The following is a 26702-nucleotide window of genomic DNA, read 5'->3' on the forward strand; positions in this document are numbered from 1 at the left end:
CCGGGCCGCCGGCCGGACCGGGACCGGACCGCCCCGGAACCGACCCGGACCGGCCGCCTCGGGCTACGCGGGCAGGCCCGGTGCCGGGTGCGCCGACATCAGGTCGGACACCTCCGCGCGGATCGCGGCCAGCGCGGTCTCGTCGCCCTTGGCCGCCGCCGCGACACCGCGGTCGATCCACTCGGCGACCGCGGCCATGTGCTCCGTGCGAAGGCCGCGGGAGGTCAGCGACGGGGTGCCGATGCGGATGCCGGACGGGTCGAACGGCTTGCGCGGGTCGAAGGGCACGGTGTTGTAGTTCACGACGATCCCGGCCCGGTCGAGCGCCTTGGCCGCCACCTTGCCGGGGACGTCCTTGGAGGTGAGGTCGATCAGGATCAGGTGGTTGTCGGTACCGCCGGAGACCAGGTCGAAGCCGCGCGCGAGCAGCTCGGCGGCGAGCGCCTCGGCGTTGGCCACGACGGCGTGGGCGTAGTCGCGGAAGGAGGGCTGGGCCGCCTCGTGGAGGGCGACGGCGATCGCGGCGGTGGTCTGGTTGTGCGGGCCGCCCTGGAGACCCGGGAAGACGGCCTTGTCGACGGCCTTGGCGTGCTCCTCGCGGCACATCAGCATGGCGCCGCGCGGCCCGCGCAGGGTCTTGTGGGTGGTGGTGGACACGACGTCGACGTGCGGCACGGGCGACGGGTGGGCGCCGCCCGCGATGAGACCGGCGATGTGGGCGACGTCGGCGACCAGCACCGCGCCGACCTCGCGTGCGATCCCGGCGAAGGCGGCGAAGTCGATGGTGCGGGGCAGCGCGGTGCCGCCGCAGAAGATGACCTTGGGCCGCTCCTTGAAGGCGAGGTCGCGCACCTGGTCGAAGTCGATGAGCCCGTCGTCGTGGCGCACGCCGTACTGCACACCGCGGAACCACGTGCCGGTGGCCGAGACGCCCCAGCCGTGCGTGAGGTGGCCGCCCATCGGCAGCGCCATGCCCATCACGGTGTCGCCGGGCTGGGCGAAGGCGAGGTAGACGGCGAGGTTGGCCGGGGAGCCGGAGTAGGGCTGGACGTTGGCGTGGTCGACGCCGAAGAGGGACGTGGCACGGGCGACGGCGAGCCGTTCGACCTGGTCGATGTTCTGCTGGCCCTCGTAGTAGCGGCGGCCCGCGTAGCCCTCGCTGTACTTGTTCTGCAGGACCGTGCCGGATGCCTCCAGCACGGCGGCCGAGACGTAGTTCTCGCTGGGGATCAGTCGCAGGGTGTCGGCCTGGAGCAGTTCCTCGGCGCCGACGAGGGCGGCGAGTTCGGGGTCGGCGGCGGCGAGCGCGGGGTGCGGCAGGGGAAGGGCCATGGTGTCCTCCGGGACGGTCCGTGACATCGGTCGTGGTCCCGGGGTGCCCAGGCGATCGACACCACGCGTTACTTCCCCGCGCGGCTTCCTCGGGGTCGGTTCCCCGTACGCCAGTCGCCGCACGTACCGCCCACCCTAGCCCCTCCCCGGCCGATCGTGCCGGGCTCGCGTGCCCTGGCACGCACATCCGCTGATCCGGCGGGATCGACCGGACAGGGCCTAGCGGGCACGCCGACAGCCCGGTTTACCCGTCCGCATGGCGAGCGACGATAGAAACGGGAGCAAACCCCCGGATCCGGGCACCCTCCAGGGGGCGCCGTCCCTCGCAGGCTGGTCCGTCCCGACGATCGGAGCACCCGTGTCGACCACGAGTTCCGCCTTCGCCTCCGCGGAGGCGCACACCGCGCACAACTACCACCCCCTCCCGGTCGTCGTCGCCTCGGCCGACGGCGCCTGGATGACCGACGTCGAGGGGCGCCGGTTCCTCGACATGCTCGCCGGCTACTCGGCCCTGAACTTCGGCCACGGCAACCGCCGGCTGATCGACGCGGCCAAGGCCCAGATGGACCGGGTCACGCTCACCTCCCGCGCCTTCCACCACGACCGGTTCGGGGACTTCTGCGCCCAACTGGCCGAGCTGTGCGGCATGGAGACGGTGCTGCCGATGAACACCGGCGCGGAGGCGGTGGAGACGGCGGTGAAGACCGTGCGGAAGTGGGGCTACCGGGTCAAGGGCATCCCCCAGGGCCAGGCGAAGATCATCGTCGCGGCGAACAACTTCCACGGCCGCACGACCACGCTGATCAGTTTCTCGACCGACCACGAGGCCCGGGCGGACTACGGCCCGTACACGCCCGGCTTCGAGATCGTGCCGTACGGCGACCTGACCGCGCTCGAGGCGGCCATGTCCGCGAACACGGTGGCGGTGCTCCTGGAGCCCGTCCAGGGCGAGGCCGGGGTGCTGGTCCCGCCGCACGGCTACCTCCCCGGAGTGCGCCGGCTCACCCGGGAGCGCGGAGTGCTGTTCGTGGCGGACGAGATCCAGTCGGGCCTGGGGCGGACGGGAAAGACGTTCGCGTGCGAGCACGAGGGAGTCGTGCCGGACGTGTACGTGCTGGGCAAGGCGCTCGGCGGCGGTGTGGTGCCGGTGTCGGCGGTCGTCTCGTCCGCCGAGGTCCTCGGGGTGTTCCGGCCGGGCGAGCACGGGTCGACGTTCGGCGGCAATCCGCTGGCCTGCGCGGTGGCGCTGGAGGTCATCGCGATGCTGCGCACCGGCGAGTTCCAGGCACGGGCGGCCGCACTGGGCGAGCACCTGCACCGTGAACTCCGCCTGCTGGCGGAGAGCGGCGTCGTGACGGAGGTGCGCGGGCGCGGGCTGTGGGCGGGTGTGGACGTCGCGCCGGGCCTGGGCACGGGCCGGGAGATCTCGGAGAAGCTGATGGACCGCGGTGTTCTCGTCAAGGACACCCACGGTGCGACGATCCGGATCGCGCCCCCGCTGGTGATCAGCAAGGAGGACCTGGACTGGGGACTCGACCAGCTCCGGGCGGTCCTCACGGAGTGAGCCGCGACCCGCGCGGTTCACCCGCCGCGGGCATTCGCCGGCCGGCCCCCTCCAGGCCGCCGCCGGCCGTCGGGGCCCCGGCTACTCCAGCGACTTGCACAGCGCCTCCAGCGCTCCCGCCCAGGCGCTGTCCGGCGGCGTCGCGTACCCGACGACGAGTCCCTCACGGTCGGCGGCGCGCGCGTCGGCGTGGCGGAAGTTCGAGAGGCCGTGCAGCGCGAGGCCGTGCCAGGCGGCGGAGCGGACGGCCTGGCGCTCGGTGCCCGGCGGGAGTTCGAGCACCGCGTGCAGCCCGGCGGCGATCCCGCTGACGCGGACGGCGGGGGCACGCTCCGCCAGCGCCGCCACCAGCTGGTCGCGCCGCCGCCGGTAGCGCAGCCGCATCCCGCGTACGTGCCGGTCGTACGCGCCCGAGGCGATGAACTCCGCCAGCGTCAGCTGGTCCAGCGCGCCGGAGGTCCACTCCTCGCGGCCCTTGGCCTCCAGGGCCTCGCCGACCATGCTCTCCGGCAGCACCATCCACCCCAGCCGCAGCCCCGGCGCAAGGGACTTGCTCGCCGTGCCCATGTAGACGACGCGTTCGGGGTCGAGTCCCTGGAGGGCGCCGACGGGCTGGCGGTCGTAGCGGAACTCGCCGTCGTAGTCGTCCTCGAGAATCAGGCCGCCCGTCCTGCGCGCCCAGTCGACGGCCGCGGCGCGCCGGTCGGGATGCAGGGGAACGCCCAGCGGGAACTGGTGCGCGGGCGTCATCAGCACCGCGCCCACGCCCCGCATCCCGCCCAGCCCCTCCGTGCACGTGCCGGCGTCGTCGAAGGGCAGAGCGGGCGTGCCGAGCCCGGCCCCGGTCAGCAGGTTCCAGTGGACGTCGAGCCCGTAGGACTCGACGGCCACCTCCCGCACCCGCCGTTGCCTGAGGATCCTGCCCACCAGCATCAGGCCGTGGACGAAGCCGTTGCAGACGACGACCCGTTCGGGCGCGGCGTACACACCGCGCGCGCGGGCCAGGTAGTCGGCGAGCACGGTCCGCAGTTCGATGCGTCCGCGCGGGTCGCCGTAGCCGAACGCCTCGTGGGGCGCGGCGGTCAGCGCCCTGCGCGCGGCCTTGAGCCATTCCGCGCGCGGGAACGACGCGAGGTCGGGGCTGCCCGGCTTCAGGCTGTAGGCGGGCCCGCGGCGTGCGGGCCGCGCCCGCACCCGGGTCTCCCCCGACGGCGGCTTGCGCGGCGCGGATCTCTGGGCGACCCGGGTTCCCGAGCCCTGCTGTGCGACGAGCCAGCCCTCGGCGGCCAGTTCCGCGTAGGCGTCGGCGACGGTGTTGCGGGCGACGCCCAGGTCGGCGGCGAGGGAGCGGGACGACGGCAGCCGGGTGCCGGGCATGAGCCTGCCGGTGCGGACCGCCTCCCGCAGGGCGTCCATGAGTCCGCTGCGCAGCCGGGTGCCACGCAGTTCCAGATGCAGGTCGGCCCCGAAAGTGGCCCAGGAATCCGTCATGAGAATGGACCATACCGCTGAGCCACACGGCCCGTACGGTCGTAGCCATGACGACGAACGACACGTACGCCACCGAGGTCCAGCCGCGTATCCGCGTCTCCGAACTCCTCCCCGACGTCTACAAGGCCGTGGTCCGGCTGGACGGGGCCGCCCGGAAGAACCTCGACCCGACCCTGCTGGAACTGGTGAAGATCCGCGCCTCGCAGATCAACCACTGCGCGTTCTGCCTCGACATGCACAGCAAGGACGCGCTGGCCGCGGGCGAGTCGGTGGAGCGGATCGTGCAGCTGAGCGCGTGGGAGGAGTCGCGGCACTTCTACACCGAGAAGGAGCTCGCCGCACTCGAACTGACCGAGGCGGTGACCGTGCTGACGGACGGTTTCGTGCCCGACGAGGTCTACGAGAAGGCGGCCAAGCACTTCGACGAGACCGAACTGGCCCATCTCATCGCGTCGATCGCGGTGATCAACCTCTGGAACCGCTTCGGCGTGACCGGCCGGCTCGCCCCCGGCCACTACGCTCCCGGCTCGCTGAAGCACTGAAGGTGCGTGAGATGACCGCAACCGCTGGGGCGTTCCGCGCCCTTCACCACGGACGCGACGCCGGTGATCCGCTCGTCCTGCCAGGGCCGTGGGACGCGGCGAGCGCCCGTGCGTTCGCCGACGCGGGCTTTCCCGCCCTCGCAACGCCGAGCGCGGGGGTCTCGGCGTCCCTCGGCCACGATGACGGCGAGGCCCCGCCGGACGAGATGTTCTCAGCCGTCGCCCGTATCGCACGGGCCGTCACCGTCCCCGTGAGCGCCGATGTCGAGGACGGCTACGGCCTGCCGCCGAAGGAGCTGGTGGAACGGCTGCTGGAGACGGGCGCGGTGGGCTGCAACATCGAGGACACGGACCGCGCGACGAAGAGGTTCAAGGACCCGCACCGGCACGCCGCCTGGCTGGCGGAGATCCGCGCGGAGGCGGGTGACGCGCTGTTCGTCAACGCCCGCGTCGACACGTTCCTGCGCGCGGTGAGCGACCCGGCGGAGGCCGTCGCCCGCATCCGGCTGTATGTCGAGGCGGGCGCGGACTGTGTCTACCCGATCGGTGTGCCGTCCGGGCAGCTGCCGCTGCTGCGTGCTGCCACCGAGGCCCCGATCAACGTGTTCGCGCCCGCGTCCGACCCGCCGGTGGCCGAGCTCGGCCGACTGGGCGCGACCCGGATCACCTTCGGCCCCGGCCTGCATCACCGTGCGCAGGCGGCGGTGGCGGACATCGCCCGAGAGCTGCGCGGCGCAGGTCCTGCCGCCGTGCTCTGAAGACGCGCGACCGTGTCGGGCGTCACGGCGGCCGGGGCCGGGGCGATCCGCTGACGGTCCCGTGGCCCGCCGCCCCTCAGGGCTGACGGGCCCGCGGGACCGTCCGGTCGTCACTTCGGAAGCCAGGCCTTCCACGTCGACTCGTTCGCCTTGACCCACTTCTCGGCCGCGGCCTCGGGGGACATCTTCTCCCCGGCGATCATCTGCGCGACCTCGTTCTGCTGCTCGGTCGTCCACCTGAAGTTCTTCAGGAACTCGGCGGCGTCCCCGCCGTTCTTCGCGAAGTCCGCGTTGAGGAACTTCTGCAGCGGGGTGTTGGGGTAGGCGCAGGCGACCTTCTTCGGGTCGGCGTCGCAGCCCTCCTTGTACTCGGGGAGCTTGACCTCGACCAGGTCGACCTCGGCGTTCAGCCACTGCGGCGTCCACCAGTACGTGAGGAAGGGCTTCTTGTCCTTCACGTACTTCTTGATGGCCGTGATCTGCGCCGCCTCGGAACCCGCGTAGTTGGTCTTCAGGTTCAGGCCGAGGTTCTTGATGATCGCGTCGTCGTTGGTGACGTAGTCCGGCGAACCCTCCAGGATCTCGCCCTTGCCGCCGCTCTCGGCAGTCGCGAGCTCCTTGGCGTACTTGTCGAGGTTCTTCCAGTCCGTCACGTCGGGGTGCGCGTCGGCGAAGTACTTGGGCACGAACCAGCCGATATGCCCGGTGACACCGAGGTCGCCGCCCTTGACGACGGTCTTCTTGTCCTCGACGTACCGCTTCTCCTCCTTGGGGTGTCCCCAGTCCTCCATGATCGCGTCGATGTCGCCCTTCGAGAGCGCGTCCCAGGCGAGGACCTCGCCCATCTGCTGGGACTTGACCGTGTAGCCGAGCTCCTTCTCCAGGATGTGCTCGGCGACGGCCGTGTTGGCCTGCGCGCCGACCCAGGAGGGGACGGTCAGCTTCACCGTCTTGTCGCCGTCGGCCGCGTCCTGGCTCTTGCCGGTCTCGGCGGCACTGCACGCGCTGAGCGAGAGGACGCCCAGGGCGCCGACGACGGCGGTGGCGGTACGGAGGGTTCTGGTGCGGTTTCGCATGAGGGGGCTCCTGCTGTGGGTGACGGGGACGTCAGTGGTGGTCAGGGGGCGTTCCGGACGGATCAGGGACGCTTGCGGGCCGTGGGCTGCGTGACCCGGTCGAGTACGAGACCGAGGCAGACGATCGCCACACCTGCGGTCATCCCGAGGCCCATCTCGCCGCGGGACAGGCCCTTGACGACGTCGTAGCCGAGCGCTCCGCCGCCGACGAGTGCGCCGACGACGACCACGGCCAGGACCAGTACGACGCCCTGGTTGACGGCGAGCTGGAGAGCCGGCCGGGCGAGCGGCAGCTGAACCTGGAAGAGCTGCTGCCGTGTCGAGGCGCCGAGTGAGCGCGCCGCCTCCATCGCTGCGGGGTCGACCTCGCGCAGGCCCTGTGCGGTGATGCGCACGACCGCGGGCAGCGCGTAGACGACGGCCGCGATGATGGCCGACGCCCTGGTGACGCCGAAGAGCGCCACGACCGGGATGAGGTAGACGAACTGCGGCATCGTCTGCATGGCGTCGAGGACGGGCCTCAGCCAGCGTTCCAGCCGCCCGGCACGGGCGCACACGACGCCCGCGAGGACGCCGAGGACCAGTGTGACGACCAGCGCGGCCAGTACCTGGGAGAGCGTGTCGAGGGACTTCGTCCACACCCCGAGCACACCGATCGCCGACATCGCGAGCGTGGCCGTCAGAGCCGTCGCCCAGGTGCCGACGAGCCATGCCAGACCGGCGACGATCAGCAGGACCGCCCACCAGGGCAGCAGGACGAGGCCGTCCCGCAGCGGGTTGAGGACCCACAGGGTGAACTGCTCCGACCACGTCTCGGTGCCGCCGAGCACCGGGACGCCGGAGGAGACGTGGGCGGTGATCCAGCCCTGTGCCTTGTTCACGGGGGTGGAGATGTCGAACGTCCAGGCCTCGGGCCAGGCGGTGCCGACGAGGAATCGCGCCGACACCGCCGCGACGACACCCGCCGCGACCAGGGCCCAGCCCGAGCGGCCGTGCAGCGGTCCGTCGCCCGGCGTGCTGTGACCGATGCGGTCGCCGGCCGCCGCGGTGGTGCGGTCGAGCCAGATCGCGATCAGCACGATCGGGACACCGGCGGCCAGCGCCTTGCCGACGTCGACGGTGGACAGTGCCGAGTAGACCTCTTCGCCGAGGCCGCCCGCGCCGACGAGCGCGGCGATGACGACCATCGACAGCGCCATCATGATCGTCTGGTTGAGGCCGAGGAGCATCTGCTGACGGGCGAGCGGCAGCCGGGCCGTCCGCAGGCGCTGCCACGCGCTCGCGCCGAGCGAGGCGGACGCCTCGAGCACCGAGGGGTCCGCGCCGCGCAGTCCGAGCGCCGTCAGGCGGGCCATGGGCGGGGCGGCGTAGATGACGGTGCAGAACAGCGCGGCTGGTGTGCCGGTGCCGAAGACCAGCACGAAGGGCAGCAGGTACGCGAAGGCAGGCAGCACCTGCATGGTGTCGAGCACCGGCCGCAGCGCGCGGTTGATCCGGTCGGACAGACCGGCCGCCAGGCCGATCAGCACACCGAGCAGCGCGGCGACCGCCACGGCGACGACCATCAGCGCGATGGTGAGAAGCGTGGCGTTCCACATGCCCAGCAGTCCGCACAGGGCGAACGCGCCGAAGGCGGTCGCGGCGACCTTGACACCGCTGCGTCCCAGCCCGGCGGCACGCCAGGCGAGGAGGACTCCGGCGGCGAGCACCCCGACCCAGCCGATCGAACTCAGCAGGTCGTACACGCCACCGACCGCGTCGGTGGCCGTGTTGGACAGGTGCAGCAGGAAGTACAGGAACAGCGGGTGGGTGTCGCGGTTGTCGACGACCCACCGGTTGGCGTCGTCGAGCGGCCCGGAGATGTCGATGTGCAGGGCGGCCGGCCAGCTGCCGCTGCCCCACAGGGCGATCCCGGCGGGCACCAGCACGACCGCGAGGGCGGCGAGCGCCAGCAGCTTGGCTTTCACGGGGTGGCGCAGGATGTCGCGGAGCGGCTGCCCGGTGATCCCCTTCTTCTCCGCGGCGGGCGCGGACACGGCGGCGGTCATCGAGACCACCGTCCCTCAGTACTTCGGCGGGCTGTCGAGTGCTGTCGGGGTATCACGCGGCGACCTCCTTGGGGTCGGTCGTGCCCGCCACGACCGCCAGCAGGTCCGCGTGGCCGACGATGCCCAGGCACCGGCCGTCCTCGACGACGCGGGCCGTTTTTCCGGTACGTGCCACGGCCTCGATCGCCTCGAAGACGGTCGCGCCGGGGGCCAGCGCCGGCCCTCCCTCGGCCTCGTCCCCGTCAGCGGGGCGCATCGCGGTGCGCACGGTCATGACCTGCTCGCGCGGCACGTCCCGTACGAAGTCCCGTACGTAGTCGTCGGCGGGATCGCCCACGATCTCCTCGGGCGTCCCGAGCTGCACGATCCGGCCGTCCCGCATCAGCGCGATGCGGTCGCCGAGCTTGAGCGCCTCGCTCAGGTCGTGCGTGATGAAGACCATCGTGCGGCCCTCCTCGCGGTGCAGCCGTACGACCTCCTCCTGCATGTCCCGCCGGATGAGCGGGTCGAGCGCGCTGAACGGCTCGTCGAACAGCAGGACTTCCGGGTCGACGGCCAGCGCGCGGGCCAGCCCCACGCGCTGCTGCTGGCCGCCCGACAGCTGGCCGGGGCGGCGGTGCTCCATGCCCTCGAGGCCGACCTTCGCCACGACATCGGCGGCACGCGAGCGGCGCGCGGCCCTGCCCATGCCCTGGATCTCCAGCCCGTAGGCGACGTTGTCGAGGACCGAGCGGTGCGGCAGCAGCCCGAAGTGCTGGAAGACCATGGCGGCGCGGTGACGGCGCAGTTCACGCAGTCGCCCGGCGTCCATGGACAGCACGTCCTCGCCGTCGATGGCGATCGAGCCGGACGTGGGCTCGATGAGACGGGTCAGGCAGCGCACGAGGGTGGACTTGCCGGACCCGGACAGGCCCATGACGACGAAGACCTCGCCCTTGCGGACGTCGAAGGACACATCGCGCACGGCGGCGGTGCATCCGGTGCGTTCCCGCAGTTCGGCGGGGGCGAGAGCGCCCAGCGCGGGGTCGGCGGGCACCCGGTCGGCCTTCGGTCCGAAGACCTTCCACAGGTCGCGTATGGAAAAGACGGGCGGCGGCGGAGTGTTCATCAGGCATTGCCTTCCAGCAGGTCAGCGCATTTCTCCCCGACCATCAGCACGCCGATCATCGGGTTGACGGCGGTCATGGTCGGGAAGACGGAGGCGTCGGCGATCCGTACGCCGTCGAGCCCCCGGATCCTCAGGTCGGGTGTGACGACGGCGAGTTCGTCGTCGGCGGCGCCCATCCGGCAGGTGCCGGCGGGGTGGTAGACGGTGTGCGCGACCTTGCGCGCGTACTCGCTGAGCTCCTCGTCCGAGGTGACCTCGGGTCCCGGGCAGACCTCCCGCTTCAGCCAGCCGGCCAGCGGCTCCTGGGCCGCGATGCGCCGGGCGATGCGGATGCCGTCGACGAGGGTGCGGCCGTCGTAGTCGTCCTCGTCGGTGAAGTACCGGAAGTCGAGGGCGGGCTTGACCTCGGGGTCCGCGCTGGTCAGGTACAGCCGGCCGCGGCTCCTCGGCTTGGGGATGTTCGGGGTCATCGACACGCCGTGCGCGGGGCGTTCGTAGCCCAGGCGCTCCGGATTGTCGGTGAACGGGACCTGGTAGAAGTGGAACATCAGGTCGGGCCCGTCCGAGGCGGGGTCCCGGCGGACGAACAGACCGGCGTCGCTGTCCATCGCCGAGTTCTCGGGGATCGGCCCGTGGGTCTCCCACACGATGACGGACTCCGGGTGGTCGAGCAGGTTCTCGCCGACGCCCGGCAGGTCGTGGACGACGGGGATGCCGAGCTTCTCCAGGTCGGCGCGCGGCCCGATGCCGGAGTGCATGAGCAGCCTCGGGGTGTCCACGGCGCCCGCGCACACGAGGACTTCGCGCCGGGCGCGTACGAGGTGCTCCTCGCCGTCTTTGGTGCGCACGTGCACGCCGGTGGCCCGGGCGCCCTCGAGCCCCAGGCGGAACGCCCAGGTCTCCAGGGCGATGTGCAGGTTCGGCCGGTCGAGGAAGGGGTGCAGGTAGGCGACCGAGGCCGAGGAGCGCTTGTTGTTCTCCGGGTGGTACGCGAGGTCGAAGAAGCCGACGCCCTCGTGGAACGGCTTGCTGTTGAAGCCCTCGATGCGCGGCACCTCGAGCGCGGTCTGCGCGGCGTCGACGAAGTCGCGGGCGATGGCGTTCCGGTCGGCCTCGTCGACGGGGACGATGTTGTTGCGCAGCTTGGCGAAGTACGGGTCCATCGACGCGGCGTCCCAGCCCTCGGCGCCCGCCTCGGCCCACTCGTCCCAGTCGGACGGCAGCGGCTTGAAGGCGATGAGGGTGTTGTGGGAGGAGCAGCCGCCGAGCACGCGGGCGCGGCTGTGGCGGATGTGCGAGTTGCCGCGGGGCTGCTCGGTGGTCGGGTAGTCGTAGTCCAGTTCGCCCCCGAGGAGTCCCATCCAGCGGCGCAGGGTGAGCACGTCGTCGCGGCCGACGTCGCTGGGGCCGCCCTCGATGACGGCGACGGTGACGTCGGGGTCCTCGGTGAGCCGGGAGGCGATCACGGATCCGGCCGTGCCGCCGCCGACGACGACATAGTCGTACACGGTGTGGTGCTCGGTCATGTGCTGTTCTCTCCGCTCAGCCCGCGAACCAGCGCACGGGGCGCGGGGCGAGGTTCTGGTAGATGTGCTTGGACTCGCGGTACTCGGCGAGACCCGTCGGGCCCAGCTCACGGCCGGTGCCCGACTTTCCGAAGCCGCCCCACTCCGCCTGCGGGAGGTAGGGGTGGAAGTCGTTGATCCACACGGTGCCGTGGCGCATCCGCCCGGCGACGCGGCGGGCGCGGCCGGCGTCGGCGGTCCACACGCCGCCCGCGAGGCCGTACTCGGTGTCGTTGGCGAGGGCGACGGCCTCGTCCTCCGTACGGAACGTCTCGACGGTGAGGACCGGCCCGAAGATCTCCTCACGGACGACCCGCATCCGGCGGTTGCACCGGTCGAGGACCGTGGGGCGGTAGAAGTAGCCAGGGCCGTCCGGACGTTCGCCGCCCGCCCTGAGCACCGCGCCCTCCTGCAGCGCGGACGCGACGAAGTCCTCGGTCCTCGCGAGCTGCTGTGCGGAGACGAGCGGGCCGCACTCGACACCCTTGTCGGTGCCGCGTCCGAGCCGGATCTTCTCGGCGCGGCGGGCGAGTTCGGCGACGAAGCGCTCGCGCAGGGACTCCTCGACGATGAGGCGCGATCCGGCGGAGCAGACCTGGCCGCTGTGGATGAAGGCGGCGTTGAGCGCCTGGTCGACGGCGGTGTCGAAGCCTTCCTCGGTCGCGCAGGCGTCGGCGAAGACGACGTTGGGGTTCTTGCCGCCGAGTTCGAGGGCCACCTTCTTGACGGTGTCGGCGGCGGCGCGGGCGACCTTGGTGCCGCTGACGAGCCCGCCGGTGAAGGACACGAGGTCCACGTCGGGGTGCTCGGCGAGGCGTGCGCCGACGGTGTCGCCGGGACCGGTGACGAGGTTCGCGGCGCCGGGGGGCAGCCCGGCCTCCATCAGGAGCTCCATCAGCGCGACGGTGGTCAGCGGGGTGATCTCGCTGGGCTTGATCACGAAGGTGTTGCCGGCCGCGAGCGCCGGGGCGATCTTCCAGCTGGCCTGGAGCAGGGGGTAGTTCCAGGGCGTGATGAGCGCGCAGACGCCGACGGGCTCGTGGACGACCACGCTGTGGATCTCGTCGGACCCGGCGTCGACGACGCGGCCGCCGCTCTCGTTCATGACGAGGTCGGCGAAGTAGACGAAGGCGTCGCGCACGCAGTCGACGTCGGTGCGCCCCTCTTCGAGGGTCTTGCCGGCGTCCTGGCTCTCCAGACCGGCGATCCGCTCCCGGTCACGCTCCAGCAGGGCGGCGACGCGGCGCAGCAGGGCGGCACGCTCGGCGACCGGCGTACGCGGCCAGGTCCCGTCGTCGAAGGCGGCCCGCGCGGCGGCCACGGCGTCGTCGGTGTCGGCGACGCCGCCCTCCGAGACGACGGCGAACACGCTCGTGTCGACGGGGTCGATGATCTCGCGCGTGGCGCCGGAGAGGGCCGAGCGCCATTCTCCGCCCACGTGGATGGTCTGTTGTGCTGCCGACACGTCGTGTTTGACCTTTCGTTCCCGTTTCGTCCTGCACCGGTCACACCCCGGCGATCTGGCCGCCTGCCCGGGGATCCCAAATCCATGCGGAACGGTTAACGGAAAGTGTCCTGCTTCACACCGTGCGTGCGACGTACGTCACTCGCCCCCGAGCACGATCAAGGAGGCGGCGCGTGGAGGGCGGCTCCCTTAGGGTCAGGTGCATGACCACGACCTTCAGCGAGCCGTTCCTCCGGCTCAGCGAGCAGCACGCGGCCTGGGGCGCCGAACAGCTCGAAGCGTTCAACGAGTTCCTGCCCATGGGCGAGTGGAGCGCCGACCTCGGGCAGTGCCTGTACCGGCAGTCCGGCCGGGAGCTGCGGATCTCGCTGCTCGGCACGTTCGACACCGACGAGCAGTCGTGGCTGTGGGCCTGGGCCAACCCCGGCTTCCAGGGCTCGCCCGTGGTGCAGGCCGCCGAGACGCTCCGCGCGTACGGCCGAACCCACGGTCTCCCGGAGTTCACAAGTGAGCTGCTCCACCTCGCCGGGCACGAGGACCCGCGCCGCGCCGCGGAGACCCTGGCGTTCACCGCGATGGGGGTCCTCGGCGCGTCCGGCTACATCGGCGTGCAGGCCAACCCGTCCGCGCGCGCCTACCTGGTCCCCGACGACCCCCGGGTCCCCGTCGCCGAGCCGAGCGCGATCACGCTCCCCCGCGTCCTGCTCACCGGCGCGGGACTGCTGGGCGGCTCCGCGCGGCGGGTCGTCGAGGGCTACTTCGCCCACCACGATCTCCCCGTACGCCGGGCCGCCGACCGCATGAGCGCGGGCCTCCCCGACGGCGGCACGGTGGACGTCCTCTTCGACGACCTCGACCGCATCGCCTCCGTGCACATCAACTCGGGGTCACCGGCACCCGCCTGAACGCACCCCGGCCCCGCGGCAGCGCGGAAAACAGCACGCCCCCGGCGGCCGGAGCCGCCGGGGGCGTGAAACGCTGTGTGCGGTACGTCAGATGAGGCCGAGCTCGCGGACCGCCGCGCGCTCCTCCTCCAGCTCCTGCACGGACGCGTCGATGCGCGCACGCGAGAAGTCGTTGATCTCCAGGCCCTGGACGATCTCGTACTTGCCGTCCTTGCAGGTGACGGGGAAGGAGGAGATCAGGCCCTCCGGGACGCCGTAGGAGCCGTCCGACGGGATGCCCATGGAGGTCCAGTCGCCCTCGGCGGTGCCGTTCACCCAGGTGTGGACGTGGTCGATGGCGGCGTTCGCGGCCGACGCGGCCGAGGACGCGCCCCGGGCCTCGATGATCGCGGCGCCGCGCTTGGCGACGGTCGGGATGAAGGTGTCGGCCAGCCACGCCTCGTCGTTCACGGTCTCGGCGGCGTTCTTGCCCGCGATCTCCGCGTGGAAGATGTCCGGGTACTGGGTCGCCGAGTGGTTGCCCCAGATGGTGAGGCGCTTGATCTCGGAGACGGCGGCGCCGGTCTTGGCGGCCAGCTGCGAGATCGCACGGTTGTGGTCGAGGCGGGTCATCGCGGTGAAGCGCTCGGCCGGTACGTCCGGGGCGGCGGCCTGCGCGATGAGCGCGTTGGTGTTGGCCGGGTTGCCGACGACGAGGACCTTGATGTCGTCCGCGGCGTTGTCGTTGATGGCCTTGCCCTGCGGCTTGAAGATGCCGCCGTTGGCGGACAGCAGGTCGCCGCGCTCCATGCCCTTGGTGCGGGGGCGGGCGCCGACCAGGAGGGCGACGTTGGCACCGTCGAAGGCCACGTTCGGGTCGTCGGTGATGTCGATGCCCTTGAGCAGCGGGAAGGCGCAGTCGTCGAGCTCCATGGCGGTGCCCTCGGCGGCCTTCAGGCCCTGCGGGATCTCGAGCAGGCGCAGCTTGACCGGCACGTCCGCGCCGAGCAGGTGGCCGGAAGCGATGCGGAAGAGCAGCGCGTAGCCGATCTGGCCGGCCGCGCCGGTCACGGTGACGTTGACGGGAGTGCGGGTCATGGCGATCTCCGTATGACAGCTGGCGGTGGGCAACACTGCCCCTCGTGCGGGACATCTCGTTCACGCCCGACCTGAATCTTGACGTGAAGAGAATTCCAGCGGTCAGGCTATCCGACCCGGGCACCGGGCAATCCACACCCCCTTGTGGCGCGGCTCACCCGTCCGGACGCCTCGCGAGTGCCGCTTCGCCCACCGTACGGCCGGTCGTGCCGCGATGCGCGTCGCGTCCTGACCGGGTGTATCGGCGGCCCGGCCCGGTTGACCAGCCCGTTCCGGCCCGTGGCGGAACGATCACACGATGGCGGAATGGTCACCTCCGTGCCACAGGCCCCAGCCGTCCCTTGAACGCCCTTGGCGCGTGCATGACTCTTGAAACACGACGGCGCCCGTCCTCCCTCGGGGGAGAGGACGGGCGCCGTTCGCCGGTTCGCGGGGGCCGCTAGCGCACCGTGAAGTGCACGGCGTCCTCGAGGATCGGGATGTCCAGCCAGGGCTTCGGCTGCGTCACGAGCGCGAGCAGCACGATCGCCACGCCGAGCACGCCGTACGTGATCATGTCCGTGAAGCGCGAGCGCACGGCGAGCATGCCGACCGAGGGCAGGCAGCGCCGCAGTACGGCTCCGGTGATGAGCGCGACCCCGATGAGCATCGCGCCGACCCGGAAGGCCTCGGCGAAGGCGTCGGTGCCGACGACGAGGATGCCGGCCGCGGTCATCCCGAGGACGGTGAGCAGGGGCCACTGCCGCGCGGGAGCGGGGGCGTCCTTGGGCGCGGCGCGCCCGCCGCCCTCGGGCCTCGCGGTGTCCCGCGTGACGGCGGGAGGCCGCCGCGAGGGCTTCTTCTCCCCGGCCCCGCCGGGACCGGCCTCCTGCCGCGCGTCGTCGGTGGCCCCGCCGCCTGCGGGGCCACCCGGCTCTCCCGCCGCGGACCGGGCCCCGCCCGGCGCGCCAGCGCCCGCGTCGGCGTCACGGCCGCCCGGCCCCGCCATGGGCGCGTCGTGGCCTGCGGACCCGTCCGCGACAGCCTCGGCGGGCCCGGCGACGGGCGCGGCACCGTCACGGCCGGCCGCCGCCGCAGCGCCCGCGGCGGCGTCGTCGGGGACGTCGTTCGTGCGTACGCCCATGGCGCCGGCTCAGCCCTCGGTCGTGGCCGACGCCGCGCGCTCGGCCGCCTCGACCACGTTGACCAGCAGCTGCGCGCGGGTCATCGGGCCCACGCCGCCCGGGTTGGGGGCGACCCAGCCGGCCACGTCCGCGACACCGGGGTGCACATCGCCGACGATCTTGCCGTTCTCGTCGCGGCTGACGCCGACGTCCAGCACGGCCGCGCCCGGCTTGACGTCCTCGGGCTTGATCAGGTGCGGGACACCGGCAGCGGCGACGATGATGTCCGCCTGCTTCAGGTGCGCCGACAGGTCACGGGTGCCCGTGTGGCACTGCGTCACCGTGGCGTTCTCCGACTTGCGGGTCAGCACCAGCGGCATCGGCCGGCCGATGGTGATGCCGCGGCCGACGACCACCACGTTCGCGCCCTTGATCCCGACGCCGTGGTGGCGCAGCAACTGCACGATGCCGTACGGCGTGCAGGGCAGCGGGCCCTCGATGCCGAGCACGAGGCGGCCGAGGCTCATCGGGTGCAGACCGTCGGCGTCCTTGGCCGGATCCATGAGCTCCAGGACACGGTTTGCGTCGATGCCCTTGGGAAGCGGGAGCTGCACGATGTAGCCGGTGCAGTCGGGGTTCTCGTTGAGCTCCCGTACGACCGCCTCGATCTCCTCCTGCGTCGCGGTCTCGGGCAGTTCGCGCTGGATGGAGGCGATGCCGACCTGCGCGCAGTCGCGGTGCTTGCCGTTGACGTACCAGCGGCTTCCCGGGTCGTCCCCGACGAGCAGGGTCCCGAGGCCCGGGGTGACACCCCGCTCCTTGAGGGCCGCCACGCGGGCGGTCAGATCGGACTTGATCGCGGCTGCGGTGGCCTTGCCGTCGAGAATCTGGGCAGTCATGCCCCCATCCTCCCGGATGGACCCGTCCCGGTTCCAATCCGGTCCGCCGCGATCTCGCCCTTCGGGCGAACAGCAGGTTGCACTTGCACAACACATACGGATACCGGCTGGACAAGAAGGCGACGGAAATACGACGATGAGCCCGCGCAGTGCCGCGGGCAGTGCCGGGGGGCCAAAACAGTAAATACCATGCAGTTCCTCCGCTCGGACCGCGTCGTCCCTGGATCATCCAACGGAGGAACCCCACCCATGAGCTTCGGCGACCCGAACAACCCGTACGGCCAGCAGCAGGGCCAGCAGCCCGGCTACGGCTACCCGCAGGCCCCGCCGGTCCAGCCGTACGCGGGCGGCGGCTACCCGACCGGTCCGACGGAGATGCCGGGCGGCGTCAAGGCGGCCCGCGTGATGCTCTTCGTCATCGCCGGCTTCCAGGTGATCGGTGCGATCTTCGCCGCGATGGGCGCCGTCGGCCTCAACGAGGCCAAGAACGACCCGGCGCTCAAGGACGACCTCCAGTTCCAGCAGATCGCCGACATGTCGGTCGGCGCGGTGTGGGCCATCGCCCTGCTGATCCTGCTGTGGGGTGTGCTCGCCATCTTCCTCGGCATCAAGTTCGGCAGCGGCGGCAACGGCATCCGCGTCACCACCATGGTCTTCGGCATCATCACGGCGGTCCTGGGCATCTACCCGTTCGTCCTGGTCGGCCTGGTGCACACCGTGCTCGCCATCCTCATCACCGTCTTCGTCGGCAAGTCCGACGGCGGTGCCTGGTTCAACCGCCAGCGCGCCTGATACCGCGCAGCACCTCACGTGCGAAGGCCGTGAACCCCGCTCCGGCGAGGGTTGACGGCCTTCGGCTGTCTTCCGGCACTCTCGTGCCGCTCCGAACGGCGCAGGGGCCCGCTGGTGAGCAACCAGCGGGCCCCTGCGCCGTCTGTCGGCGGAACCTGCGCAACCTCAGTGGAAGAAGTGGCGCGTGCCCGTGAAGTACATCGTCACGCCCGCCTTCTTCGCCGCCTCCACGACCAGCTCGTCGCGGACCGAACCGCCGGGCTGGACCACGGCCTTGACGCCCGCGGCCGTCAGGATCTCCAGGCCGTCGGGGAAGGGGAAGAACGCGTCGGACGCCGCGTACGAGCCACGTGCGCGCTCCTCGCCTGCGCGCTCGACCGCGAGCTTCGCCGAGTCGACGCGGTTGACCTGGCCCATGCCGACGCCGACGGAGGCGCCGTCCTTGGCGAGCAGGATCGCGTTCGACTTGACCGCGCGGCAGGCACGCCAGGCGAAGGCCAGCTCGGCGAGCTCGTCGGCGGACAGCGCCTCGCCCGTGGCGAGCGTCCAGTTCGCCGGGTCGTCGCCGTCGGCCTGGAGGCGGTCGGTGACCTGGAGCAGCGCGCCGCCGTCGATCGGCTTGAGCTCGACCGGGTTCGCCGGGGCGCCCTCGGCGCGCAGCACGCGGATGTTCTTCTTCTTGGCCAGGACCTCGACCGCGCCGTCCTCGTAGCCGGGCGCGACGATGACCTCGGTGAAGATCTCCGCGACCTGCTCGGCCATCGCGACCGACACCGGGCGGTTGACGGCGATCACGCCGCCGAACGCGGACAGCGGGTCGCAGGCGTGCGCCTTGCGGTGCGCCTCGGCGACATCGGCGCCGATCGCGATGCCGCACGGGTTGGCGTGCTTGATGATCGCGACGCAGGGCTCGGAGTGGTCGTACGCGGCCCGGCGCGCGGCGTCGGTGTCCGTGTAGTTGTTGTACGACATCTCCTTGCCGTGCAGCTGCTCGGCCTCGGCGAGACCGCCGGTGCCCGAGGTGTAGAGCGCGGCGGGCTGGTGCGGGTTCTCGCCGTAGCGCAGCACGTTCTCGCGCTCCCAGGTGGCGCCCAGGAAGTCGGGGAAGTCGCTCTCGTCGGCGGGGGCGTAGGAGGACGCGAACCAGGAGGCGACCGCGACGTCGTACGCGGCGGTGTGCTGGAACGCCTCGGCCGCGAGCCGCTTGCGGGCCGTGAGGTCGAAGCCGCCCTCGCGGACGGCCGCGAGCACGTCCGCGTAACGGGCAGGGCTGGTGACAACGGCCACGGACGGGTGGTTCTTGGCGGCGGCGCGGACCATGGACGGGCCGCCGATGTCGATCTGCTCGACGCACTCGTCGGGGCTCGCGCCGGAGGCGACGGTCTCCTTGAACGGGTACAGGTTCACGACGACCAGCTCGAACGGCTCCACGCCCAGCTCGGCGAGCTGCTCGCGGTGCGCGTCCAGACGCAGGTCCGCGAGGATGCCGGCGTGCACCCGCGGGTGCAGCGTCTTGACCCGGCCGTCGAGGCACTCGGGGAAGCCGGTCAGCTCCTCGACCTTGGTCACGGGTACCCCGGCCGCGTCGATCTTCGAGGCGGTCGAGCCGGTGGACACGAGCTCGACGCCTGCCTCGTGCAGCCCGCGGGCAAGCTCCTCAAGACCCGTCTTGTCGTAGACACTGATCAATGCGCGACGGATGGGCTTGTTACCCGACTTATTCACCGACATGAACCTTTCGTCCCTCAATGCTGTAGCCGTGCCGGGCGAGACGCCCCACGACCTCGACGAGCAGCGAACGCTCGACTTCCTTGATGCGCTCGTGCAGAGCGGCTTCGTCGTCCGTGTCCCGGATCTCGACCACGCCCTGGGCGATGATCGGCCCGGTGTCGACGCCGTCGTCGACGAAGTGGACGGTGCACCCGGTGACCTTCGCGCCGTACGCCAGCGCGTCCCGTACGCCGTGGGCACCGGGGAAACTGGGCAGCAGCGCAGGGTGCGTGTTGACGATGCGCCCGCCGAACCGCGCGAGGAACTCCTTCCCCACGATCTTCATGAACCCCGCCGAGACCACCAGGTCCGGCTCGTACCCGGCGGTGGCCTCGGTCAGGGCCGCGTCCCACTCCTCACGGGTGGCGAAATCCTTCACCCGGCACACGTAGGTCGGCAGCCCCGCCCGCTCCGCCCGCTCCAGCCCGGCGATGCCCGACCGGTCCGCACCGACGGCGACGACCCGCGCCCCGAACCCGTCGGGATCGGCGGCGATGGCATCGAGCAGGGCCTGGAGGTTCGTCCCCGATCCGGAGACCAGGACGACGAGGCGGGCGGCAGCCACGGGGGACTCTTTTCGCGTTGCGGTGCGGCTTTGTGCGGTCGTACGAACGAATCGCATCCCTGGATACGGGGAACTCTACGAAGGGGCCGACCGTCAGCAACGATACCGGCACTCAGCACGGCCCCCACGGGACGGGGGCGTGGCCGGGGGGTAGCGTCTGAGGGCAGAGCACCCGCCCGGACGCCGTTCGACGACGGGCATGACGAGGGGAAGACGTTCACCAGATGCCGGACCGACGCCACCGTACGAACCTCCTGTTGACGCGGGAGCGCCAGTCCACGGACGACGACAATCCCTTCGCGCCCCCGCCGGAGGGCCGGCCGGACCAGCCGTGGCGGCCCCGTCAGCCGTCGAACGACGGCTCGTCCTCCGACGGCCGCTCGTCGGGCTCCTCGGGATCGTCCCCGGACGGCTCGGACGGCTCGGGCGGCACCGACGGCTCGAACGGGTCGAACTGGGGCAGCCAGTGGAGCAGTCGCCAGCCGGGCCGCTCGTCCGGCGGCTTCGGCGGCCGCCCCGGCGGCCAGCGGGGCGACCAGAACGGCCCGGAGGGCGGCGGCCCCGGCCCCGGCGGCCTGCGCTGGGACCCGACGGACCCGGTCCAGCGGCGGGCGCGGTACGCGCTGCTCGGTGGCATGTGGGCGTTCTTCTTCGCGCTGTTCGACTTCCCGGAGATCGCGCTGCTGCTGGGCGCGCTCGCCGTGTACTGGGCGATCAGCTCCCTGCGCGCCAAGCCCCGGCGCACCACCCCCGAAGCGGTGACGAGCGGGGCGCCGTCGGCCGCGCCGGCGCCGTCCCCCCAGTCGAACAGGCCGCAGATCACGTCGGCGATGAGCGGCCTGGTCATGGCGGGCATGGCGCTGCTGATCGTGGCCGCGTCGTTCACCGCGCAGCTGGTGTACCGCGACTACTACACGTGCGTGAACGACGCCCTGACGAAGTCCGGCCAGATGGCCTGCAACGATCTTCTCCCGGAGCCCCTGCGGGACGTGCTGGGCGTGAAGGAGTAGCTCCCGCCTCCCACGGACGTGAGACGGCCCGGACCGCGACGGCGGTCCGGGCCGTGCGCGTCACGCGTCAGACGGCGGCCGGCGGATCGTCCCCGGACCGGGCGTCGGTGGCGGCGGCGGAGTCCGTCCCCGCCTCCGGCCCGGTTCCGGTGGAGCGGGCGTCCTGCTCCCCGTCCACCGCCGGCTCGGCGGAATCCGCGGGCGCGGCCGCTTCCTCGGACAGGGCGGGCTCGGCTGCCTCGCCGGCCGGGCCCGCCGCCGGGGGCGCCGGGGCGGTCCGCGCGCTCCAGGTGTCCGCCGGAAGGAAGTCGTACGGCTCGAAGTCCTCGTCCGGGGCCGGCTCCGCCGCGAACTCCGGCTCCGCCGCCGAGGCCGGCACCGCGTCGCGCCCGGGATCGCCCCCGGTTCCGGCCCCCGGCTCATCCGTCACACCGGCGCCGCGCACCCGCCAGGCGCGCAGCGCCACAGCCACCGGAACCGCGACCACCGACGTCCAGAGCAGGGCGGCCGCGCCCGTCAGCCACCACACCGGCCCGAACTCCGCGAGCCGCTCCCTGCCGAGCGGACCGCCCGCCGCCGCGGCGAGCACGGCCATGAGCGCCCCGCAGCCGACGGACCCCAGCAGAGCCGCCAGCGCGGTGCCGCCGCGTGTCCACGCCTCCTCCCGCTGCCCGTACCGGGGCGCCGCCGCGTGGACCGTACGCCACGCGACGCACAGGCCCGCCACGACCGGAACCGCGGCCGCCGCCCAGTGCGGGGCCGTTCCGGGGCCGGGGCCCGGAACGGCCGCGAGCAGCGGGAACTTCGGAAGCGCGGGGGTGCCGGCCAGCGCGAGCGGAGTGGCCGTGGCGCCCGTGCCGAGCGCGAACCCGGGGCCGAGCCCGTAGGCCGCCGCCCACACCGCCGCGTTCGGCAGCAGGGCAAGCACGAGCAGGACGACGGCCAGGCGGCCGGACCAGTCGCCGGCGAGGTCGAGGAAGGACGTCTGCGCCGCGTGTCGGTGCACGACGAGGGACACCACCACGAGCACCGCGCCCCCGCCCACCATCACCAGGGCGCCGACGGCCGCCGAGCGCAGCGCCACGGCGACCCGGCTGCGGGCGAGGGCGACCCGCAGCCCCTGCGGCAGCCCGGCCGGGAGCGGCCCGAGCGGGCGCCCGCTCGCCGCCCACACCCCGCCGGCGGCGGCCAGGAACGCGAGGAGCGGTACGTGCACGAGGGCGCTCAGCGGTTCGGCGGCGACCGGGCCGCCCGCCGCATAGAGCACGACGGGCGCCCCCACCAGCACGTACCCGGTGGTCACGGCGGTCAGCGCGCCCGACGCGGACGCCCGGGGCCGCGACGCGTCGGGCTCGAACGCGTCGCGCGCCGCCCGGTGCGCGAGCCATACGGGCAGCGCGGCCAGCAGCAGGGGCACGACGCCCACCGGGGCGGGGAGCTGCGAGAGGGTGTCCGTGCGGACGAGCTCCGCCCCGTGCGCGAGCAGCCACAGCGCGGCGGCGAGACGCAGGGCGCCGCCGGGGCCGCTGTCCGGGAACGGCGAGCTGATCCACATCAGCATCACCAGCGCGGTGATCACACCGAGGCCGAGTCCGGCCGCGGTCGCACCGCGGACGCATCCGGCGACGAACGCCGCCGACGCCCCGCCCTGGACGGCGACCGGCGCCTGCGGCAGGGGCGGGCTGTGATCGGTCAACTGGGTCACGCGGCCATGCTGCCAACGACACGCGCTTTCACCCGGTAACGGGCTAATGACCGTTGTGTCGCTAAAAATACGCTCATGTCATTTACTGCCGAGTGCCGTGTCGCATGGAGCCCCGCATGACACAGAGCGCCACACACTCCGCGTCAGGATCATCGCCGCTTCCTCCGCCCGAGGAGCGGCGAAGGCTTCGCGAGGCGAAGTCGCTGACCGAGACGCAGCTCGCCACGATGCTCGGTGTCACCGGCGCCACGATCAGGTCCTGGGAGACCGGCCGCACGAGCCCCCGGGGCCGCAAACGGGAGGCGTACGCGAAGCTGCTCGCCGCCTGCGAGGCGGAACGGGCCGCCCCCTCGGAGGAGAGGGCCGCGCACGAGACGGCACCGGGGCCCGAAGCTCCGAAGCCGGCGACCGAGCCGGCCCACGAGGCTCCGGAGCCGGCACCCGAGCCGGGCCCGGAGACGGTCTCCGTCGCTGAGACGGCCGAGCGGACGGACGGCTCGGAGCGGCAGCCGGTCCGGGACGACCGGGACGCCGACGCAGGCCCGGCCCCTGCCGAGCCGCCGCTGTCCGTGCCGCTGCCCGTGCCGCTCGCCGGAATGGCGCCCGCCGAGGCGTTCGACGCGCTCTACGCGTACGCCGCGCCCGAACTCCTACGCCAGACCTACGTGCTCACCGGCCGCCGTGGCCTCTCGCAGGAATCCGTCGAGCGCGCCTTCCACCTCGCCTGGCAGCACTGGCCCGAGGTCGCCGTCGACCGGGACCCGACAGGCTGGGTGCGGGCGGCCGCCTACGACTGCGCCCTGTCGCCCTGGCAGCGGCTGCGCCCCGCCCACCGGGACGCCGACGAGCCGCTGGACGACCCGGACAGGCGCGCCCTGATGCAGGCGTTCCAGGGGCTGCCCCCGTCCTACCGACGGACCCTTCTGCTCTACGACGGAGTCGGGCTCGACCTGCCGGGGACGGCCGCGGAGACCGAGGCGAGCACCCCCGCCACCGTGAGCCGCGTCCTGAACGCCCGCGCGGCCGTGGCCGAACGGCTGCCCCGTCTCGCCGAGACAGCGGTGCTCCGGGACGAGCTCGGAGCGCTCGTCGGGGCCGCGCCCACGCCCCGCCTGATTCCCGCCGGGGCGGTACGCACGGGCTGCGAGCGCCGGGCCGAGATGTGGACCAGGGCCGTGGTCGCAGCGACCACGCTGATCGTCCTGGCGACGGCTCTGGCGCTGCTGACGTCGCCCCGGCAGTACGAGCCGCCCGTGCCGCCGAGCCGGCAGGTCGAGGGTCTACCGCCGCCGCACGGCGGCCCCCAGGTGCTCAGCGGGGCGCCGTACAGCGGCCCGCGGCAGCTCAGCGCCAAGGACCTGAAGCTGCGCGACAAGCTGCGCGCCGAACCGGCCGCGGGGCCGCAGCGGTTGCTGCCGCAGCTCCGCTGAGGACCGCCGGGAAAGACGTGTGGGCCCGCCCCCGGAGATCCGGGAGCGGGCCCACACGCTGTTCGGGACGACTCAGCCCGCGAGGATGGCGCGCGCGAGCTTGGCCGTCTCGGTCGGCGTCTTGCCGACCTTGACGCCCGCGGCCTCCAGGGCCTCCTTCTTGGCCTGTGCGGTGCCAGAAGAGCCGGAGACGATGGCGCCGGCGTGGCCCATGGTCTTGCCCTCGGGCGCGGTGAAGCCCGCGACGTAGCCGACGACCGGCTTGGTGACGTTGGCCTTGATGAAGTCGGCCGCACGCTCCTCGGCGTCGCCGCCGATCTCGCCGATCATGACGATGAGGTCGGTGTCGGGGTCGGCCTCGAACGCGGCGAGCGCGTCGATGTGCGTCGTACCGATGACCGGGTCGCCACCGATGCCGACGGCGGAGGAGAAGCCGATGTCGCGGAGCTCGTACATCATCTGGTAGGTCAGCGTGCCGGACTTGGACACGAGACCGATGCGGCCGGGCTTGGTGATGTCACCCGGGATGATGCCGGCGTTGGACTGGCCCGGGGTGATCAGACCGGGGCAGTTCGGGCCGATGATGCGGGTCTTGTTGCCCTTGGACTTCGCGTACGCCCAGAAGGCGGCGGAGTCGTGGACGGCGATGCCCTCGGTGATGACCACGGCGAGGGGGATCTCGGCGTCGATGGCCTCGACCACGGCGGCCTTGGCGAAGGCCGGCGGCACGAAGAGGACGGAGACGTTCGCGCCCGTCTTCTCCATCGCCTCGGCGACGCTGCCGAAGACCGGTACCTCGGTGCCGTCGAAGTCGACGGACGTGCCGGCCTTGCGCGGGTTCACGCCGCCGACGATGTTCGTGCCGTCGCCGAGCATGAGCTTGGTGTGCTTCATGCCCGTGGCACCGGTCATGCCCTGGACGATGACCTTGCTGTCCTTGTTCAGGAAGATAGCCATGGTTCTACGATCCCTCTTCCCTTACTTCGCAGCAGCGGCGAGCTCGGCGGCCTTGTCGGCCGCACCGTCCATGGTGTCCACGCGCTGCACCAGCGGGTGGTTGGCGTCGGAGAGGATCTTGCGACCCAGCTCCGCGTTGTTGCCGTCGAGGCGCACGACGAGCGGCTTGGTGACCTCTTCGCCCTTGGAGGCGAGGAGCTGGAGGGCCTGGACGATGCCGTTGGCGACCTCGTCGCAGGCGGTGATGCCACCGAAGACGTTGACGAAGACGGACTTGACGTCCGGGTCGCCGAGGATGATCTCGAGGCCGTTCGCCATGACCTCGGCGGAGGCGCCGCCGCCGATGTCGAGGAAGTTGGCGGGCTTCACGTTGCCGTGCGCCTCACCGGCGTAGGCGACGACGTCGAGGGTCGACATGACCAGACCCGCGCCGTTGCCGATGATGCCGACCTCGCCGTCGAGCTTGACGTAGTTGAGGTTCTTGGCCTTGGCGGCAGCCTCGAGCGGGTTGGCTGCGGCCTTGTCCTCGAGGGCCTCGTGCTCCGGCTGGCGGAAGTCGGCGTTCTCGTCGAGGGAGACCTTGCCGTCCAGCGCCAGGATGTCGCCGGAGGCGACCTTGGCGAGCGGGTTGACCTCGACGAGGAGCGCGTCCTCGGCGATGAAGGTCTTCCACAGGGTCACGAGGACCTCGGCGACCTTCTCGGCGACGTCGGCCGGGAACTGCGCCTGCGCGACGATCTCGCGGGCCTTCTCGATGCTGACGCCCTCGTTGGCGTCGACCGGGACCTTGGCGAGCTTCTCGGGCGTCGTCGCCGCGACTTCCTCGATGTCCATGCCGCCCGCGACGGACGCCATGGCGAGGAAGGTGCGGTTGGTGCGGTCGAGGAGGTACGAGACGTAGTACTCCTCGAGGATTTCCGGAGCGGTCTCCGCGATCATCACCTTGTGGACCGTGTGGCCCTTGATGTCCATCCCGAGGATGTCCGTCGCGCGAGCGACGGCCTCGTCCGGGGTGGCGGCCAGCTTGACGCCGCCGGCCTTGCCGCGGCCGCCGACCTTCACCTGCGCCTTGACGACCGACTTGCCGCCCAGCCGCTCGGTCGCTTCGCGCGCCGCCTCAGGCGTGTCGATGACTTCACCGGCCAGCACCGGTACACCGTGCTTGGCGAAGAGGTCCCTCGCCTGGTACTCGAACAGGTCCACGCGCGTCCGTCCCTTTTCTGATGATCGCGGTTCGTTGTCTGCGTGGGCGTGCCGCGAAGGGCAACGTGACTGCTCTGTCACAAGGGAGGCACACACGGTGTCCGTGGGCGCGGCATGTCCGCCTGGCAGGTTATCCCCGCTGGAGGCGGGTCCCTAAATCACAGATCACACCTGGGCGGTGATTACGGTCACAGATCGCGACTCACCGTGCTCGGAGCGGATGTGTGAGGACGGGCGGCCCTCCGTGCGGAGGGGCCGCCCGTGAAGCCCTGGCTCCGGGTCCGCCGCCCGCTCGCGGTGGGAGGTACGGAGCCGAAGAGCGAAGGAGGGGTGGTCT

General features: G+C 72.1%; 22 protein-coding genes and 1 riboswitch. Of the genes, 7 read left to right on the forward strand and 15 right to left on the reverse strand.

The annotated features are described in order from the left end of the window. Positions 1 to 63: 63 nt before the first annotated feature. A complete protein-coding gene (locus tag ACWD0A_RS29460) occupies positions 64 to 1332 on the reverse strand; it encodes a serine hydroxymethyltransferase (protein ID WP_451303009.1) in 1269 nt (422 codons plus the stop codon). A 38-nt stretch (positions 1333 to 1370) separates the two neighbouring features. Beyond that, positions 1371 to 1460: riboswitch (ZMP/ZTP riboswitch) on the reverse strand. Between the two features lie 230 nt (positions 1461 to 1690). Between ACWD0A_RS29460 and rocD the strand changes: the two genes are divergently transcribed. After that, positions 1691 to 2896, forward strand: coding sequence for an ornithine--oxo-acid transaminase (gene rocD, locus ACWD0A_RS29465; RefSeq protein WP_451302970.1), 1206 nt, complete (start codon positions 1691 to 1693; stop codon positions 2894 to 2896). Between the two features lie 81 nt (positions 2897 to 2977). On the opposite strand, the gene pdxR is transcribed toward rocD, so the two are convergent. Continuing rightward, a complete protein-coding gene (gene pdxR / locus ACWD0A_RS29470) occupies positions 2978 to 4387 on the reverse strand; it encodes a MocR-like pyridoxine biosynthesis transcription factor PdxR (protein WP_451302972.1) in 1410 nt (469 codons plus the stop codon). Between the two features lie 47 nt (positions 4388 to 4434). On the opposite strand from pdxR, the gene ACWD0A_RS29475 reads away from it, so the two are divergent. Both ACWD0A_RS29475 and ACWD0A_RS29480 read left to right on the forward strand, forming a co-directional pair. Next, positions 4435 to 4929 (forward strand): carboxymuconolactone decarboxylase family protein, encoded by a 495-nt coding sequence (locus ACWD0A_RS29475; protein WP_451302974.1) that lies wholly within the window; start codon positions 4435 to 4437, stop codon positions 4927 to 4929. Positions 4930 to 4940: 11 nt separating this feature from the next. After that, positions 4941 to 5687 carry an isocitrate lyase/PEP mutase family protein gene (locus ACWD0A_RS29480; RefSeq protein ID WP_451302976.1) on the forward strand — a complete coding sequence of 249 codons (747 nt, stop codon included), beginning with the start codon at positions 4941 to 4943 and terminating at the stop codon, positions 5685 to 5687. A gap of 110 nt (positions 5688 to 5797) precedes the next feature. Here ACWD0A_RS29480 and ACWD0A_RS29485 read toward each other — a convergent pair whose 3' ends face one another. The 5 genes from ACWD0A_RS29485 to ACWD0A_RS29505 form a co-directional block, all read right to left on the reverse strand. Beyond that, positions 5798 to 6763 (reverse strand): ABC transporter substrate-binding protein, encoded by a 966-nt coding sequence (locus ACWD0A_RS29485; protein ID WP_451302978.1) that lies wholly within the window; start codon positions 6761 to 6763, stop codon positions 5798 to 5800. Positions 6764 to 6825: 62 nt separating this feature from the next. Further along, positions 6826 to 8811: an ABC transporter permease gene (locus ACWD0A_RS29490; RefSeq protein WP_451302980.1), complete on the reverse strand. Its 1986-nt coding sequence runs from the start codon at positions 8809 to 8811 to the stop codon at positions 6826 to 6828. Between the two features lie 52 nt (positions 8812 to 8863). Continuing rightward, on the reverse strand, positions 8864 to 9919 hold the full coding sequence (locus ACWD0A_RS29495) for a quaternary amine ABC transporter ATP-binding protein (protein WP_451302982.1): 1056 nt from the start codon (positions 9917 to 9919) through the stop codon (positions 8864 to 8866). Beyond that, the gene (locus ACWD0A_RS29500) at positions 9919 to 11445 is read right to left on the reverse strand and encodes a GMC family oxidoreductase (RefSeq protein WP_451302984.1); all 1527 of its coding nucleotides are present in this window, start codon (positions 11443 to 11445) and stop codon (positions 9919 to 9921) included. Before ACWD0A_RS29500 ends, ACWD0A_RS29495 begins: the two co-directional genes overlap by 1 nt. A 16-nt stretch (positions 11446 to 11461) precedes the next feature. Then, positions 11462 to 12949, reverse strand: a complete 1488-nt coding sequence (locus ACWD0A_RS29505; RefSeq protein WP_451302986.1) for an aldehyde dehydrogenase family protein — start codon at positions 12947 to 12949, stop codon at positions 11462 to 11464. 203 nt (positions 12950 to 13152) lie between these two features. On the opposite strand from ACWD0A_RS29505, the gene ACWD0A_RS29510 reads away from it, so the two are divergent. Continuing rightward, positions 13153 to 13854: a DUF6882 domain-containing protein gene (locus ACWD0A_RS29510; RefSeq protein ID WP_451302988.1), complete on the forward strand. Its 702-nt coding sequence runs from the start codon at positions 13153 to 13155 to the stop codon at positions 13852 to 13854. An 87-nt stretch (positions 13855 to 13941) separates the two neighbouring features. On the opposite strand, the gene ACWD0A_RS29515 is transcribed toward ACWD0A_RS29510, so the two are convergent. The 3 genes from ACWD0A_RS29515 to ACWD0A_RS29525 form a co-directional block, all read right to left on the reverse strand. Next, positions 13942 to 14931, reverse strand: a complete 990-nt coding sequence (locus tag ACWD0A_RS29515; RefSeq protein WP_307713900.1) for a malate dehydrogenase — start codon at positions 14929 to 14931, stop codon at positions 13942 to 13944. A gap of 439 nt (positions 14932 to 15370) precedes the next feature. Further along, positions 15371 to 16054 (reverse strand): DUF3017 domain-containing protein, encoded by a 684-nt coding sequence (locus ACWD0A_RS29520; protein WP_451302990.1) that lies wholly within the window; start codon positions 16052 to 16054, stop codon positions 15371 to 15373. A gap of 9 nt (positions 16055 to 16063) precedes the next feature. Beyond that, entirely contained in the window at positions 16064 to 16933 is an 870-nt protein-coding gene (locus ACWD0A_RS29525; RefSeq protein WP_451302992.1) for a bifunctional methylenetetrahydrofolate dehydrogenase/methenyltetrahydrofolate cyclohydrolase, read from the reverse strand. Positions 16934 to 17182: 249 nt separating this feature from the next. Here ACWD0A_RS29525 and ACWD0A_RS29530 point away from each other — a divergent pair, with 249 nt between their 5' ends. Further along, on the forward strand, positions 17183 to 17725 hold the full coding sequence (locus ACWD0A_RS29530; protein WP_451302994.1) for a hypothetical protein: 543 nt from the start codon (positions 17183 to 17185) through the stop codon (positions 17723 to 17725). Between the two features lie 165 nt (positions 17726 to 17890). Here ACWD0A_RS29530 and purH read toward each other — a convergent pair whose 3' ends face one another. Both purH and purN read right to left on the reverse strand, forming a co-directional pair. Next, positions 17891 to 19456, reverse strand: a complete 1566-nt coding sequence (purH, locus tag ACWD0A_RS29535; RefSeq protein ID WP_451302996.1) for a bifunctional phosphoribosylaminoimidazolecarboxamide formyltransferase/IMP cyclohydrolase — start codon at positions 19454 to 19456, stop codon at positions 17891 to 17893. After that, positions 19443 to 20060 carry a phosphoribosylglycinamide formyltransferase gene (gene purN / locus ACWD0A_RS29540; RefSeq protein ID WP_451302998.1) on the reverse strand — a complete coding sequence of 206 codons (618 nt, stop codon included), beginning with the start codon at positions 20058 to 20060 and terminating at the stop codon, positions 19443 to 19445. The genes purH and purN overlap by 14 nt, the downstream gene beginning before the upstream one ends. Before the next feature lie 224 nt (positions 20061 to 20284). Between purN and ACWD0A_RS29545 the strand changes: the two genes are divergently transcribed. Beyond that, a complete protein-coding gene (locus ACWD0A_RS29545; RefSeq protein ID WP_451303000.1) occupies positions 20285 to 21070 on the forward strand; it encodes a hypothetical protein in 786 nt (261 codons plus the stop codon). Positions 21071 to 21137: 67 nt separating this feature from the next. Here ACWD0A_RS29545 and ACWD0A_RS29550 read toward each other — a convergent pair whose 3' ends face one another. After that, on the reverse strand, positions 21138 to 22775 hold the full coding sequence (locus ACWD0A_RS29550) for a cell division protein PerM (RefSeq protein WP_451303002.1): 1638 nt from the start codon (positions 22773 to 22775) through the stop codon (positions 21138 to 21140). A 116-nt stretch (positions 22776 to 22891) separates the two neighbouring features. On the opposite strand from ACWD0A_RS29550, the gene ACWD0A_RS29555 reads away from it, so the two are divergent. Then, complete coding sequence (locus ACWD0A_RS29555) at positions 22892 to 24205, forward strand: helix-turn-helix domain-containing protein (protein ID WP_451303004.1); 1314 nt, start codon at positions 22892 to 22894, stop codon at positions 24203 to 24205. A 72-nt stretch (positions 24206 to 24277) separates the two neighbouring features. Here the strand turns inward: ACWD0A_RS29555 and sucD are convergent, their stop codons facing one another. Together sucD and sucC are read right to left on the reverse strand one after the other, a co-directional pair. Then, entirely contained in the window at positions 24278 to 25162 is an 885-nt protein-coding gene (gene sucD, locus ACWD0A_RS29560; protein ID WP_177148697.1) for a succinate--CoA ligase subunit alpha, read from the reverse strand. Positions 25163 to 25183: 21 nt separating this feature from the next. Then, positions 25184 to 26365: an ADP-forming succinate--CoA ligase subunit beta gene (gene sucC, locus ACWD0A_RS29565; RefSeq protein ID WP_177148696.1), complete on the reverse strand. Its 1182-nt coding sequence runs from the start codon at positions 26363 to 26365 to the stop codon at positions 25184 to 25186. Positions 26366 to 26702: the final 337 nt, after the last annotated feature.

This window comes from Streptomyces sp. NPDC002867 (assembly GCF_053591895.1).

Bases quoted from the DNA above. Each gene is read 5' to 3' on its own strand.
- ACWD0A_RS29520 (WP_451302990.1), bottom strand. From the start codon at position 16,054: ATGGGCGTACGCACGAACGACGTCCCCGACGACGCCGCCGCGGGCGCT.
- ACWD0A_RS29485 (WP_451302978.1), bottom strand. From the start codon at position 6,763: ATGCGAAACCGCACCAGAACCCTCCGTACCGCCACCGCCGTCGTCGGC.
- ACWD0A_RS29500 (WP_451302984.1), bottom strand. From the start codon at position 11,445: ATGACCGAGCACCACACCGTGTACGACTATGTCGTCGTCGGCGGCGGC.
- pdxR (WP_451302972.1), bottom strand. From the start codon at position 4,387: ATGACGGATTCCTGGGCCACTTTCGGGGCCGACCTGCATCTGGAACTG.
- ACWD0A_RS29555 (WP_451303004.1), top strand. From the start codon at position 22,892: ATGACACAGAGCGCCACACACTCCGCGTCAGGATCATCGCCGCTTCCT.
- ACWD0A_RS29475 (WP_451302974.1), top strand. From the start codon at position 4,435: ATGACGACGAACGACACGTACGCCACCGAGGTCCAGCCGCGTATCCGC.
- ACWD0A_RS29495 (WP_451302982.1), bottom strand. From the start codon at position 9,919: ATGAACACTCCGCCGCCGCCCGTCTTTTCCATACGCGACCTGTGGAAG.
- ACWD0A_RS29530 (WP_451302994.1), top strand. From the start codon at position 17,183: ATGAGCTTCGGCGACCCGAACAACCCGTACGGCCAGCAGCAGGGCCAG.
- sucD (WP_177148697.1), bottom strand. From the start codon at position 25,162: ATGGCTATCTTCCTGAACAAGGACAGCAAGGTCATCGTCCAGGGCATG.
- ACWD0A_RS29460 (WP_451303009.1), bottom strand. From the start codon at position 1,332: ATGGCCCTTCCCCTGCCGCACCCCGCGCTCGCCGCCGCCGACCCCGAA.
- purH (WP_451302996.1), bottom strand. From the start codon at position 19,456: ATGTCGGTGAATAAGTCGGGTAACAAGCCCATCCGTCGCGCATTGATC.
- ACWD0A_RS29510 (WP_451302988.1), top strand. From the start codon at position 13,153: ATGACCACGACCTTCAGCGAGCCGTTCCTCCGGCTCAGCGAGCAGCAC.
- ACWD0A_RS29525 (WP_451302992.1), bottom strand. From the start codon at position 16,933: ATGACTGCCCAGATTCTCGACGGCAAGGCCACCGCAGCCGCGATCAAG.
- ACWD0A_RS29490 (WP_451302980.1), bottom strand. From the start codon at position 8,811: ATGACCGCCGCCGTGTCCGCGCCCGCCGCGGAGAAGAAGGGGATCACC.
- ACWD0A_RS29545 (WP_451303000.1), top strand. From the start codon at position 20,285: ATGCCGGACCGACGCCACCGTACGAACCTCCTGTTGACGCGGGAGCGC.
- ACWD0A_RS29515 (WP_307713900.1), bottom strand. From the start codon at position 14,931: ATGACCCGCACTCCCGTCAACGTCACCGTGACCGGCGCGGCCGGCCAG.
- ACWD0A_RS29480 (WP_451302976.1), top strand. From the start codon at position 4,941: ATGACCGCAACCGCTGGGGCGTTCCGCGCCCTTCACCACGGACGCGAC.